This is a genomic window from Terriglobus tenax, assembly GCF_025685395.1.
GTDB classification, from domain to species: Bacteria; Acidobacteriota; Terriglobia; order Terriglobales; family Acidobacteriaceae; genus Terriglobus; species Terriglobus tenax.
On record NZ_JAGSYA010000003.1, the window covers coordinates 1,188,198 to 1,202,501 of the forward strand.

The 14,304-nt window shown below is 55.5% G+C and carries 10 protein-coding genes and 1 pseudogene; 2 read left to right on the plus strand and 9 right to left on the minus strand.

The features are described from left to right. Complete coding sequence (locus tag OHL13_RS04970) at positions 1-3,165, minus strand: efflux RND transporter permease subunit (RefSeq protein ID WP_263408999.1); 3,165 nt, start codon at positions 3,163-3,165, stop codon at positions 1-3. 281 nt (positions 3,166-3,446) lie between these two features. Between OHL13_RS04970 and OHL13_RS04975 the strand changes: the two genes are divergently transcribed. Further along, a complete protein-coding gene (locus OHL13_RS04975) occupies positions 3,447-4,469 on the plus strand; it encodes a sensor histidine kinase (RefSeq protein ID WP_263409000.1) in 1,023 nt (340 codons plus the stop codon). Then, positions 4,462-5,103, plus strand: coding sequence for a response regulator (locus OHL13_RS04980; protein ID WP_263409001.1), 642 nt, complete (start codon positions 4,462-4,464; stop codon positions 5,101-5,103). The genes OHL13_RS04975 and OHL13_RS04980 overlap by 8 nt, the downstream gene beginning before the upstream one ends. Positions 5,104-5,787: 684 nt before the next feature. On the opposite strand, the gene OHL13_RS04985 is transcribed toward OHL13_RS04980, so the two are convergent. From OHL13_RS04985 to OHL13_RS05015, 8 genes and pseudogenes are all read right to left on the minus strand, one after another. Beyond that, a complete protein-coding gene (locus OHL13_RS04985; protein WP_263409002.1) occupies positions 5,788-6,210 on the minus strand; it encodes a type II toxin-antitoxin system VapC family toxin in 423 nt (140 codons plus the stop codon). Then, positions 6,207-6,452 carry a type II toxin-antitoxin system Phd/YefM family antitoxin gene (locus OHL13_RS04990; RefSeq protein WP_263409003.1) on the minus strand — a complete coding sequence of 82 codons (246 nt, stop codon included), beginning with the start codon at positions 6,450-6,452 and terminating at the stop codon, positions 6,207-6,209. Before OHL13_RS04990 ends, OHL13_RS04985 begins: the two co-directional genes overlap by 4 nt. Before the next feature lie 82 nt (positions 6,453-6,534). Beyond that, positions 6,535-6,753 (minus strand): helix-turn-helix domain-containing protein, encoded by a 219-nt coding sequence (locus tag OHL13_RS18710; protein WP_399255236.1) that lies wholly within the window; start codon positions 6,751-6,753, stop codon positions 6,535-6,537. Between the two features lie 54 nt (positions 6,754-6,807). Continuing rightward, positions 6,808-7,299: pseudogene (locus tag OHL13_RS04995) on the minus strand (integrase core domain-containing protein); the annotation flags it as partial. A gap of 589 nt (positions 7,300-7,888) precedes the next feature. After that, positions 7,889-8,827 (minus strand): alpha/beta hydrolase, encoded by a 939-nt coding sequence (locus OHL13_RS05000; RefSeq protein WP_263409004.1) that lies wholly within the window; start codon positions 8,825-8,827, stop codon positions 7,889-7,891. 9 nt (positions 8,828-8,836) lie between these two features. Further along, entirely contained in the window at positions 8,837-10,072 is a 1,236-nt protein-coding gene (locus OHL13_RS05005; RefSeq protein WP_263409005.1) for an MFS transporter, read from the minus strand. Further along, a complete protein-coding gene (locus OHL13_RS05010) occupies positions 10,069-11,565 on the minus strand; it encodes an L-fucose/L-arabinose isomerase family protein (RefSeq protein WP_263409006.1) in 1,497 nt (498 codons plus the stop codon). Before OHL13_RS05010 ends, OHL13_RS05005 begins: the two co-directional genes overlap by 4 nt. 43 nt (positions 11,566-11,608) lie before the next feature. Continuing rightward, on the minus strand, positions 11,609-14,161 hold the full coding sequence (locus tag OHL13_RS05015; RefSeq protein WP_263409007.1) for a hypothetical protein: 2,553 nt from the start codon (positions 14,159-14,161) through the stop codon (positions 11,609-11,611). Between the last annotated feature and the right edge of the window lie 143 nt (positions 14,162-14,304).

Consider the following 14,304-nt stretch of genomic DNA (forward strand, 5'->3'; position numbering starts at 1 on the left):
TTAGGCTACCTCTTCCGTCGTTACTTTCTTATGGTGAAGAATTGCGAAGACGCAGGGCACAAAGAGCAACGTGGCAACCGTTGCCATCGCCAGGCCGCCGATCACAGCACGGCCAAGCGGTGCGTTCTGCGAGTTGCTCATGGACATGGGCAACATGCCGATCATCATGGCAAGCGCGGTCATAATGACCGGGCGGATACGGCCGTAGCCTGCTTCAATCGCAGCTCTCAGCGCATCGCCGTGCTCTGCAAGCCGCTCACGGGCAAACGCCACCACAAGGATGGAGTTTGCTGTTGCCGTTCCCATGCACATGATGGTTCCGGTAAGAGCAGGGACTGAGAGCGTAGTGCCCGTGATGAACAGGCTCCATACAATGCCAGCCAGAGCGGCAGGCAGCGCGGTGATGATGATGAACGGATCGAGCCAACTATGGAAGTTGACCACGATGACAAGGAAGACCAGAAGTACAGAGATGGCCAAGCCGATGAGCAATTGCTTGTAGGCACCATTCATCGTGTCAGCCTGTCCACGCACGCTCATCAATGAGCCGTGCGGCACCTGGCTCTGTGCGTCATCAATGATCTTTTCCACGTCTCTGGCGACCGCGCCTAGGTCGCGACCCTCGTTGGAAGCGTAGATATCGATGACGGGTAGGATGTTGTAGTGTGACACTTCTCCCGGCGTTCCTACCGTGCGGATGGGGCCAAGAGCGCCCATCAACTGCGGCTTCGTGTTGTCCGGATTTCCATCGCCCGTGGTCACAGGAATGGTTTCGAGGTCATTCATCGTTGTGAGCGACTTCTGCGGTGTGTAGATGTTGATCAGGTAGGAGAGGCCGGTCTTTTGGTCCATCCAGTAGTCCTGCTTTACCTGCTGGCTGCCGGAGAGCGCCACAAGTTCATTGTTGGCGATGTCGGCTTCCTTCACCCCGGTCTTCAACGCGTACTGACGTTTTGCGTCGATGAAGAGAGTGGGAGTCGTCATCGTCTGCTGAATAGAGACGTCGGCAATTCCGTTGACTTTGCGCAGCCTCGCTACCAACTCCTTGGCGAACTGGTAGTTGCCCTGCATGTCCATGCCGGAGATCTTGATATCAATCGGCGCGGGCATACCGAAGTTGAGGATCTTATCGGTCAGTTCGGCAGGCTGGAAGGTAAACTCCGTTCCGGGAAACTTCTCCAAGAGTCCTTTGCGAAGCGTGTCACGGTAATCCCACACGGGAGAAGCGGGGTTGTGTAATGCAATCGTCAGATCGCAGTCCTGCGTCCCAACGCTTGGAGTTGGAATAAAGGCCTGGTTGTGCGGACCTACGGGCAGACCGCAGTTGTCGAGCACGTCGTCGACCTGCCCTGGTAACAGGCGCGAGATCTCCTTGTTGACCAGCACGGATTCGCGATCGGCAACTTCGAGACGGGTTCCGATGGGAGCTCGCATGTGCATCTGCAGCGTTCCGCCCTTGATCTCTGGGAAGAAATTGCGACCCAGGAACGGGATGAGCGCCAGCGAGACAAGGGCCACGCCGAGGAAGAGCGGAATAAAGATCTTCCTATACCGGACGGCGCCTTCCAGCATGATGCGATAGCTTTCGCGGAAGGAGTTGAAGCCTGCCTCAAAGCCTTTCTGGAAGCGAGCAAAGATACCCGGCCTGTAGTTGGGGTCATGCCTCTTCTTATGCTCTTCAATCTGCTTGCCGAGCATCCAGTTCGCCATGGCGGGAACCAGAGTTTGCGACAGAAGGAAGGACGGGACCATGGCGAAGATGATCGACAACGCCATGGGCATGAAGAGGAAGCCGGCAACTCCGTCAAGCTGGAACAGGGGCAACCACACGATGCAGATGCACACGGTTGAAACCAGCGTGGGCAGAAGCATCTGTCCGGCGGCGTCGACGATGGCGATGTGTAATGGTTTGCCGTGCTCGATATGGATGTCAATGTTTTCGATCATGACGGTTGCGTTGTCGACAAGAATGCCAACAGCGAGCGCCAGGCCGCCGAGCGTCATCACGTTGATCGTCTGGCCTGTGATATGCAACAGAATGACGGCCGTAAGGATCGACAGAGGAATTGAGACGGCGATGATGAGTGTTGACCGCCAGGAACCAAGGAACAGCAGCACAACAACGCCGGTGAGGCAGGCTGCAAGAACCAGTTCGCGGACGACGTCGTTGACCGAATCTTTCACAAAGGAAGAAGCATCGGTCAGTACCCGGACGTGGACACCTTTGGGCAGCGTGCGATTCAACTGCGGTATAAGCGCTTTGACGCCGTTGACGACGTCGAGCGTCGAGGCATCGCCGCCCTTCATGATGACGACCATGACGGCCTGCTTGCCTCTGACCAGAACGGCGTTGGTCTGCGGTGGACCACCCAGGTGGACCCAGGCAACGTCGCGCAGGCGCACAACAGCGTTGCCAATCTGCTTGATCGGCATGTTGTTGAACTCGTCAATCGCCTCTGGCATGGCATTGGTCTGTACCATCCAGTCGATTTTGCCGATCTTCTGATCGCCCGCGGGCAGAACGATGTTCTGGGTGTCGAACATGTTGGAGACATCCATCGCGCTGAGTTTGTGCGACATCAGCCGTTGCGGATCCAGCGAGACCAGAATCGTACTGGATGCACCGCCATACGGGTGAGGCACAATGGCGCCGGGAACCGTGACAAGTTGCGGACGAAGCTGGGTGATGGACAGGTTGTAAAGCTTGGCCGGCGTCATATCGTCGGCCGTCACCTGCAACATCATGACGGGCACGGACGACGCGTCCAGAGACATGACCATCGGTGGCGAGATATCCGGAGGAAGCTGTTGCACGATGGTCTGTGAAACAGAGGTCACCTCGGCTTCGGCTTTACCGATCTCCGTCCCCGGCTGGAAAAAGATGCGGACAACATTCCGGCCGAAATACGAATCGCTTTCAAGATGCTCAATGCCTTCTACCGTAGAGGTGAGGGCGCGCTCGTAGTAGTAGGTAATACGACCGGAAACGTCGTTTGGAAGCAGACCGGTATAGCTCCAGACAGCCGCGACGACAGGAATTTTAATCGTGGGAAAGACATCGATTGCAGTCCCTAACAGTGACTGCACACCGTAGACAATGATCAGAATCGCGAAGACGACGAACGTATAAGGCCGCTTCAGAGCGAATCTTGCGAGAGCCTTCATCTGCACCTATCTCCTGCGGCCCATCATCTGCCGCTGCTGACTACTGGGAAGGGGCTTTGGCACATACTGAACCAGTTACAAAGTGTGCGTGCAAACCCATTCCAGCCGGGTTTGCACGCGTGTAAAGGGGAGGGTTCCCCAAATGTAGTTCGACTATGACAGCCGGAGGGGGCACAGCAACATTCCGGTAATTGGGTAATTTCCACCCGATTTTCAGGGGGGTACCTAAAACTGTCGCTTTTGCCGTGACATGCGACAGCACTGTGCGCTTACATAGAGTCATGGGCCGTCTGCCTGTTGCTTCCACGAGTCCGGGACCTACCACATCCACGTACCTGGTGCGGTCAGTCTTCGGCGGCTTCGCCGCAATTTCCTTGCTGATCTGTATCGCGGCGGGACTCAGCTTTGAAGGCATTGAACATATCCATGCCGAGGCATCTCACTCCCTCCAGTCTCTGCAGGATGAAGACCTGACACATACAAATGTGGATCAGCTGATTGCCGCGCAGTCGCGCCGCCTGCTGGGTCGCGTGGAGTTGATTCTGGGAATCTGCGAGTTTTCCGCCCTTGCCTGCGGTGCCTTTACGTTACTCACGGTACGGTCAAACCTGCAGCGCATACAGATGCAGAGTGATGAGCTAAACCTGCTGAGTTGGAGAATGTCACAGGAACATGAGGTGGTGGCGCGCCGCTTCTCGCATGAGATCCATGACGAGTTTGGTCAGATGCTGACCGGGTTGCGCATGATGTTGCAACACGCATCGTCGGAAGAGTTTGAGAAGCGCCGGCCAGAGTGCCTGTCGCTGATTGATGATGCGATCGGCAATGTTCGGGAGTTGTCGCAGCTGCTTCGTCCTGTGATTCTGGATGACTTCGGTTTGAATGAAGCGCTGCAGTGGATGGTACGCCGGCTGGAGGACCAGACGAGGATTCGCATTGTCTATACCTCGCAGTATCAAGGACGTCTTCCGGAGGATATTGAGACGCAGTTCTTCCGTATTGCACAGGAGTCGCTTGCGAACATGGTGCGTCACTCCAAGGGGACAGAAGCGGAGATGCATCTGTCCGCCACGGGAGACTGGGTCTCTTTGCAGGTTCGCGATAATGGAGTTGGCTTTCCCGCCTCCGGAACCACGGTATCGCCGCGGAGAGGGATGGGACTTGTGAGCATGAAGGCGCGTGTTCGCCACATGGGAGGAAAGATGAAGGTTGAGAATCGTTCTGAAGGTGGGGCCAGTCTTTTCTTTTCTGCTCCACTTACAGGGGCGAGATCCGCACAGGAACTGGAAGGCGCTGATGGCTGACACGGTGACACGTGTTTTGCTCGCCGATGACCACGCACTGGTAAGACGAGGGCTTGCGCTCATCCTCGGAACGGATGCGAAGGTGCAGCTTGTAGGCGAGGCGCGTGACGGGAACGAGACGCTTCAACTGGTCGCAACGCTGCGGCCCGATGTCGTTGTGATGGATATCTCCATGGCCGGCATGAATGGGCTGGAATGCACACGGCTGCTTTCAGAGCGCAGTCCCAACACCAAGGTGATTATCCTGAGCATGCATCGTGATCCGGTCTATGTGCGGGAGGCGCTTCGCGTGGGTGCGAAGGGGTACCTGGTGAAGGAAGACACTGACGAAAACCTTCTGAGTGCTATTCGCAATGTCGCCAAAGGCAATGCTTTTCTCAGCCCTGCGGTGGCGGGCGTTGTGGTGACCGACTTTCGCAAGCATGTGAGCAATCCGCTGGACCTGCTGAGCGCGCGCGAACGAGAGGTGCTGTATCTGATTGCCGAGGGACTTACCAACAAGGAAGTTGCCAAACGATTGGGGCTAAGCGTTTACACCATTGAGGCTCACAGGAGCCGCGTGATGGAGAAGCTCAACCTTCAGTCTTCGGTTGATCTGGTACGTTTTGCGATCCGGCATGGATTAATCGTGTAACGGCAGGGGCAATCCACGGACAGACAATGGTCTCGGACTGTGGGTGACTCACCAGATCGTCGAGAAACACAAAGGATCCATCCGCATGCGAAGCCGGACGGAAGCCTCGTACCGCGGGACGGCCTTTTATGTCGCGTTGCCGCTTTAGCACAACCTTCCTTGTGTTGTTGAGGAGGCCTGCAACACGGAGATTGAAGCGGGACCTGCTGTTTGCCATTGAGAGGCTGATATCGATGCTCGATGAGGGCCGCGTCGGGATGCTGGCTCGGCAACACGGCATCCGGCAGAAGCGCGACGATGGAAGCTTGTAGAAGACCGTGAACGCTTTCCTCCACCGTGCTGAGGAAGGCACCCTCTCCCAGCTGTTGGTCGGGGCTTGCATTCTGCTGGCGTCCTCGCGTGGCAATCCGAGCTCCGTCCTCAAGGAAGCCGCGAGTGCCTACAAGGTGAATACGGATGCCATCGCGGCGAAAGGACGTCAGAAGTTCGCTGCAAAAGAACAAGCGAAGAAGGCACGGCAGCTAATAACCAAGACCACAACGAAAGCAGCCGAGATAATTCCATTTTTTGGGGGCGGGGAATCTGCTGCCCGTCTTCCTGTACCATCATTCGCTTGGCTGCGGCCCTCGCTCGCAGGCTGCGCGTTAGGGCAGTGTGCTCAATCCGTGTGCCACGAGATGGGAGCTACTTGCGGCTCCACGGATCAAGGAGTCTCACAGGTAAATCCACCACATCTCGTAGATTGCGAGTCACGAAGGTGAAACCATGGACGACTGCAGTGGCTGCTAAGAGGGTGTCAACCACGGAACGTGGACGCTGCGCTGACCATTCTCCCCAGAGCTTTGCCACAGCAGTATCAATGACGAGAATCCGGTCAGCAAAGTTCGCTTCTAGACCATCAACCCAGGCACCGATGGCTTCGCCTGCCGCCTTGTCCGTTTTGAGCTTCAAGGAGACCCCCTTTTTCAGTTCGCCAATCGAAAGAACGCTGAGAAAGAGGGAATTGGCGGGAGCGTTTGACAGGAAATCCATGACACGAAGCTCAGGGCGCTTTCGTCTCGTTTCGGAAAGCACATTGGTGTCGAGCAGGAAACGTTCGCGACTCAAAGGCGAACCTTTCGTCCGGTATCCTGGTCGCGCGTGGCTTCGAATGAGTCCGTTTTAGGGCCTCCCAGAAGATAACTCTTGAAGTCTGTCTGGATTGCCGTCAATGCCCGGTAGTCCGTTATCGAAAGCAATACAGCTCGTTCGGAGCCGTGTCGGGTGATGATCTGCGGCCCCTGAGCGTCTGCTTCTTCCATGAGCTCGCTAAAACGCGTCTTTGCTTCTTGAACCTGCCAAGTCGCCATCGGCCACCTCTCCGAGTATTCTGACTAGAATCTACTCGGTTGTGGTCAGAACTGCAAGGAGAGTGTGGGATTTGCGTAAGGCTCAATATTGGCGCCGCTTGCGTGGTGCTCTCCATAGAAGTCCTCCTCCATTAACGAACGCTTGATTTCCAGAATAATCGAGCAAGCTATAGACGGGGACTCGCAATGCGCGGGCTAAGAATGCCAGGCTCACTTCACCAGTCCAGTTCTTCCCCCGCTCAATATTGGAGATTTGATCGACCGACAGTTCACAAAGATCAGCTAATTTCTGTTGGCTCATATTTCGTTCGAATCGAAAGTGTGGCCTGACCGATCTTTTGTACCAGTTGGATTGTTAGTGTAGCGCAACGCTCTCCGAGATCGGATCGATGCAGGATGCGGCAGGCGAAGCGAACGGCTCCTCCGCCTGCCGAGCGTTTGATCCCAGCCATGCCTCTGGTGCCGGTGGCCTGTAGCCCAGCGAGGAGTGTGATCGGACCGTGTTGTATTGTTTGCGCCAGCGCTCGGCCAGCACGCGGAGTTCTTTCATCGAGTAGAAGATCTCACCGTTCAGGAACTCGTCGCGCATCTTCGAGTTGAAGCTTTCGCAGTAGCCGTTCTCCCACGGAGAGCCGGGTTCGATGTAGGCTGTTTTCGCGCCCGCATCCGCAAGCCACTTGCGAAGATCATGCGCCACGAACTCCGGGCCATTATCGGAACGAAGATGCTCGGGCACTCCCTTCATGACCATGACGTCGCTCAGAGCCGCGATCACCTTCGCAGAGGACCATCGTCTCTCCACCCGCACCAGCAGCGCTTCTCTCGTATGTTCGTCGATCAGGTTCAACTGAGCTCATATCTAAGGCGTACGAAGGATAGGCCAACTTTTTGGGGTATGAATCGGGGTACGGCGGTGGAAATATCGGCTATCTCGTTTGCTATCAGCAGAAGTGAATCCCTGGGGGCAACCAGATAAAATCAACAACACACATGATCCTCTGGTCTTATCCAAGACCTTGGGGACGGGACTGCCTTATTTCGTAGGCTCCGTCTACGTGTTCGCGCAGCACGTCGATATCGTAATGGCCGTATTTCCTGGCCATTGCCCATATCGTTGTGGGACTTCAGCCAACCCGCGTGGCAATGATTGGAATCGCTACCTTGCCGTCAATCAGGTGTGTGATGCTTGCAGGCGTTGGGACGATGCCGAAGCGCGTGGCTCACTCATTCTCTGAACGGCCAAAAGTTGGAATGATCTTAACGTCGCTCGCGATGTCGTCTTGTTGTGTATAGAGCAGCGTATTGCAATCAGGCCGTGCCATGCGCTGGCGCAATCCCTCGATTGAGCGACGAGATTCTCCTTGGATAGGGCCTTCGGAGACTGAGTTGAGAGCGAGATTGTCTGTGATGAACATCGAACACGTCAAAAGTCCTGCTTAGGGTCTTGATGACACCCCGTTCTTTTCCAGGAATGTAAGAATCTCCTGGTAGATCTCAATCTGCTGGTCTGGTGTAAAGCGACCATGGTTACCACCCTTCACGATGTGAAGCGCGGTTGCCTCTCCTGCTTGATTCAGTGCTTCATGCATCTCGACCGACTGGTGAAAGTCCAGGACCGGGTCTGCATCGCCGGCGATGAGGAAAACTGCCGGACCGTATTTCCGCACATAGTGAATTGGAGAGACACGGCGAGCGAGTTCTTCGCGGTTGGGCAAACTCCCAAACCATGTGATCGCGTCGTCACGCCCGAGCGGAGTGTTGTCCTGATGAAGCAGCTTCTCCATGTCCCCTGCGCCAAACCAGCTGATGACAGCGGCAACCTTAGGAAGAGGGACCCCTGGGCACTCGCGATCCAATCCCTCTGACTGTGGGATCATTCCGGTTGTCATGGCAAGATGGCCGCCTGCTGACTCGCCCGCAACGACAAGCCGCGTGAGATCGATGTGTTTCTCTTTGGCATGGGCTGCGACCCAACGCAGGGCGCACAGGCAGTCCTCCACGGCCGCTGGGGCCAAGGCGACTGGCGCCATCCTGTATTCGACACTGACTACATTCCAGCCCATCATGACCCAGGGTAGAAACGCACCGATTGCGTATTCCTTATTGAGACCGATCCACCCTCCTCCGTGAATAAAGATCAGGGTGGGCATTGGCTTTTCCGTATCGATACGTTGATACAGGTCAAGCTTTGCGTCGTAACCGCCCGCCTGAAGGTAAGTGATGTTCGGAGTCATTGAGTAACGGGAACGGAGTTGAAAGCCCGCCTTCATCCCTTCCGAAGTCGGAAAGGTGGCATTCTGGCCAGCCGCCGGATGGGCAAGAAAAAGCGATAGAGTCAATTCCAACAGGCCAATGATGCTGCAATATTTGCGCATAGGCACTCCTTAAAGAGAAGGATCATGCTGTACGGGGTGATGGACGAGGCCCGGCAGGGGATCTTCTGTACGGACTGCTTGTCTCACCAGCAGATAAGCTGCTGGATAAATAAATCCGGAAACGATGAAAACAGGTAAAAACGTGTAGCGGTCGACTGTGGGGCCGATCACGAGTGTAGAGAGCATACCCGCAAACCCACCGACCATTCCGGTCAAGCCTACGACTGAAGCATTCCGTTCGGCGGGGAAGATATCTGCAACCAGTGAAAGATAGTTGGTGATCCAGATGCCGTGCGCAAAGAGAAGTACGCTCATGTAAAAAATCGCCAACCCGATGTTTGTCGAAGTACCGGCAACCAGCGAAACCGGTGTGAGCGCAGCGGCCAGCAAGAGCATCCGGGTTTTTACTTTCACCGGGGTGCCCCTACGCCCTACGAACCAGTCCGTGACCGAACCACTGAAGACCTGACTAATTCCGAGTGTCAGGAATGGGATCCAGAAGAGTTTGCCTATCGAGTCGAGCGAAAGGCCGCGTTCGCGGGACAGAAATTGGGGAATCCAGAACATATAGAAATAGAAAACCGGATCGAATACGAACCGAGCGGCGAGCACCCATTGCAGGCGTCTGTTACGCAACAGATCGACATAGCGAACGGACTGAGACAACGCCGCTGTGCGCGGCGTACTGCGAACTCCCGCCATCCACAGAACACACCAGAGACCGCCGACAATGCCTGTCGCCAGAAATGCCCCGCGCCACCCATAACGCGCCGCTAGCAGCACAGTAAGGGGTGGGGCGATAACAGCTCCGAGGGCGGACCCCCCAATAGCGATGCCTGTCGCGAGTGACCGTGACGAGGCTGGGGCATAACTGGCTGCGCCTCGCGTAGCCGCCGGAAAACATGCTCCTTCACCGATACCTAGAACGAAGCGCGCCGCAGAGAGCCCTGCGACGCCTCTGACCCAGGCATGTGCCGCTGAGGCAGCGGACCATAGGGCAAGAGAGATAGCTAGTCCTTTCTTTACCCCGATCCGGTCAATCATGTATCCACCCAGGGCTGACATGATTGTGTAGCTCAGTTGGAAAGCAAAAAGTACATGAGAGTACGACGTATTGGTGATGTCAAATTCAGACAGGATGCGAGGCGCAAGAATGGACAGCACCTGGCGGTCCAGGAAGCTGAGCGCTGTTGCGGTGAACAGAAGTCCGATTGTGAACCAGGGGAAGTCGGACGGCTTTCTCATTGCGCGACCACTTGAATCTCCATATTTAAGATTCGCCCAATCTTCTTCAGAATGCCTACCTGGCTGCCGACTCCAAGAGCGAAGTGGTGCGTCACACCAGCGTCCGTCCAGTTCTCGATAAAAGTCGGCATATCTGGATTGAATTTCGCTCGCGTATTGGTATTGCCTGTCTCGGGAATGTCGCCAGGAAGCGATTGCCCTTCGGCGGCAATCATGGCGAAGCGTCCATCTTCGCGAACGGTGATGCCCGCAATCGTGATGGGACCGTTTTTTACCTTGAACTCAACCGAAACGCCATTTCCAAATTTGCCATGATACAGGCTGAGTTCGCGCAGGGCAGGTGCCTCGTTGCTGATGCCAATATGGCCAGGGCCATCATGTCCAATGAAGACGAAGTCTTCCGTGAAGTCCGCCGGATGTAGTTCGCAGAACGATCCTCCCGCGTCGAGCCGGTCCATGATGAGCATCGCAGCGCAGTTCTTTAGGTCGCCCTCACCGGCCACCGGAATACCCTGTGCTGTAAGCAAGGAAGCTCCCACGATGATGTTAGCGATCAGAAACTCATCCTGGTTTCCAGGAAGGCCGCGATAATAGTGCGAAAGACCGTCCAGACCATAGTCATGGACGAGCTTTTCAAGACCTACGGCGACTCGGGCCGCGTTCCTCATAGACTCAGGCGTCACTTTGCCGGTGATGGTCGAGTCCGAGCCAGGCTCTGGGAAAGTAAAGAAATCTTCGATCCGGCGGATCATTCCGCCAATTTCTTCTTCAGTCACTCCGGCGACGCGGGTGGCAAGGTCCCCCATTTCAATCATGTCTACGTGCATCCCAAAGGCCACGGTAAAGGAAGTAGGATCCACATTCATGTCGAGCATCCCTTCGAAGGGATGTCCAAGCAGACCGATGCGAGCGTTCTTCAATGCGTGAACGGCTTTGGCTGCATAGACCCACTCTCGAACCAGCTTTTCTGACCGGGGATCATCGTGGAGCTTGCCAAAGACCGTATCGGCACGAAGGTGGCAACGGCGCAAGGCATACATGATCTCGGGCAGGGAGGTGCAGTTGTCGTGCGCCAGTTGGAGATGTGTCGTGACCTCCTTCACATTCATACCGGCTGTTGGCTGCAGGCCAACTAGCACCATATGGGCCTTACCGCGCTGCGCGACGGGAACCACAAATGCGCTTTGAACATAGGTGGTGACGAAGCAGAAAATCAAATCTACATTCTGTGATGCGAAGTAATCGCCGGCATTGCGGCCACTTTCGACGGTATCGACAAGACCGCCTGAGATTACCTCCACGTCAAGACTGCGTAGCCGCTCTTCGAACTCAGTCCGGTATCCATTCAGTTCTTCTCGCAGACCTGGAAATTGTGGCCAATAACGGTGGAAACCTGCGTTGAACACGCCGATGCGTGCACGAGTATGACGTCTCCCGATTGGCAAGGACGATTTTGCGGGGGTCTGTGCGGCATCTGTCAGCTCATCGATCATAGTGTTGCTCCTCATGGAATGTTTTGACTTCGACTCGAGAGATTTACCAGGAAACCAGGAGTGAACCCGTGATGCCTCGGACCGTCAGCTTGCGGCCATCATCGCTTTTGGTAACCGGCAGAAGGCTGGTTTCGATATGGAGGCGCATATCGTTCGCCTGAAAGACCACGCGACCGTCGTCTTCAGGAAGGAACGTGACCGTAGCATTTCTCAAACCGCCCACAAGCATACGGCGACGGAAGCCAACCATTCCTGCGTAGTGTTCCGTGCAGGAAACCTCGCTCGCTTCCTGCTGTTCGACAAACAGACGCACTTCGTTGTGCCATGCGCGGGGAAGCGTGTAAGAGGAGTGAGCGTCTTCCAGCCATGTTTCTCTACCCAGTAACAGCGGTGCTCCAAGAGGAAATTGCAGGCTGATTCTGGATAGCGAGGATGGCATGTAACCGGATAGAAAATAACCATTGCGGCAGCGTGCAGCCGTAATCACAGGCAATCGGGATGCGGCCGTAGGCTTCGTGATCGCGATGGAATAGCCAAACTGTGCCATAGCCATTCTCAGCAGAGATTCTGCGAGGAAGAACTTTTCCGCGCTGTCAGGGACCGGTATCTGCGAGCCAGACTCAATAGAGGAGCAGAACGTGCCCCTTAACCAGACAGCGCTGCCGCGCTTTACCGCATACGTTCTTTCGTTGCCATTGGCTCTTACGCTTGCCAGGACGCTGGACCGGTCGCTCGCAATCGTGTCGACTGGGCCTGCATTGGTGAGACTGCGGTGAAGGAAACGCACCGGAGTGCTGCCATGTTCGTTGGAGTCCATTGCCAGCGAAGTTTCCAACTCCATCAGACCTTCGATACCGGTGGTGATTTGCAAGCCGAGCAAATCCTTCATCGTCTGGCTGGCATGTTGGACCGGACCATAGAAGAGCACCGGTAGGCCCTGGCGAACCCTGGCAAGAAGACTTTCCTCTAAGGGGGAACCGGCTGTTGGCAATAGCGTGACGAGAACAGTCTTATCGAAGAACTTCGGATCTTTCTTCAGCGAAGACAGATAGTGTCCGGTAGAGACGACGGTATTCAAAGGGAAGCCGCTATTCACGGCCCCGCGCAGAAACCAATCTGCGAAGAAGGCAAGGGCTGGGTTCGGGGCTTGACCAAACACAAGATCGTGATATTCGCGGAACGGGCAAAGCCAGGTGGCAACACCGGGAGCATCAGAGAAAGAGTCCATCGCGTTGAGGATGTGCGGCGTGACCTCGTTCGCTGTCTGCTCAGGAATCTGGCCGTAGCTGTTGTCCACGGTAAGAAACTCAAGAAAGGAAGGCCGGGTGATTTTAGCTTCAGCATCCACGCGCGCCAGAGACAGGGGCAGGTAGATGTCGTGTGGTTCACGTCCGTAGCGGTCAAACCACGGACTGTTCAGCCACCAGGGGTCATGCGTGTAATAACGAAAGGGGAAGCGGCCGTTCGCCGGAAGCTCCGCGATACGCGAAAGATAGCCGACGAGTTCTAAGCCAAAATCGCCGTCCAGAGCAGCCCACGGTGAGTTTGGCGGCGCTGTCATATTGAAATTGCCGTCGTAGATCTCCTGCAGCGGACAGGCATTCGTAGCCAGGTCGCTTCCGAGCAGTAGATTTGTTCCACGGGTCTCAATAGGAATCGAAGGGCACTCGCGCCGGTAGTCTTTCCAGAAATTAACAATGGCATCGCGATACCTGGGGGCGTTCGCTGCATCGAACTTAGTCCCGTCAAACAAAGGGCCTTTCACGTTCCACGGGCTTACCGCAAAGCCGAAACCATTCGAGAACCAGAGATAGTCAAACCCAAGATCAGTCAGGAAATGCTGTGACTGTCCACCAAGAAATGTGCCTAAGCTCATTCCTTCGGAGATCCCCTTGGGAAATGCTGCATATGCTTCCTTGTCAGCATGCAGGCGTGTCACACAGGTAACGAATGTTCCGCTGCCCATCGTGTTGTCGTTGGCAATCTCTGGATGACGTTTGTACTTGAAGGCCGACCTGGCGAACTCGGGTCCCGGATCAAACGTTGCGCCTACTGAGATCGGCTTGCCGGTGAGTTCATTGCCAACTTGTTTTAGGATCCTTACGATTTTTGCCAGAATGCCGTAAGTCATGCGCGGTGGGTTTTCTGTATAAAGGTGCGGCGTAGAGTGCAGGTCAAGGCGATTGGGATCATCTGCCGTGGCCTTATCGGGTGGATTCGCGATACCAATCCACTTTGCCCATTCAAACTCGTCGGACATGCGCCCACGGTAGTCGAGAATTTCACTTCCATCGGCCGACCACAACATTACAGCAACGCCATTCACCCGGCGGATGAGAGGTGCCCATTGCCGAAAAAGTTCTGTGCAGACAGCGCGGATAGAAGCATCGTCCGTCTGTCGGAAAGGCTTTAGGCTCATCTCCAGGGTCACTCGCTCAAAAGCGATGGCCTCCCGATTCAAGCCCTTAGAATCGCGAGCATTGCGCGTAGCTTCGCGCGTTTCTTGCGCTTCTGCATATCCGAATTTCCTGCTGACACTCAATGCGGCCGATGCAGTCGATAACAGAAGGGCGTCGCGCCGTGTGATCTTAGGCACGATTCCACCGCCCTGGCCGCATAAAGCCACTCGCCAAATATCCAAATTCGAGGAAGAACCCAGAAGCCTGCGCGAGTAGGAGCGTCGAGGCAGGGAAGGCAAAAAAGTCTGGCGTATGGTTATGCAGCATGTCCGCACGATCC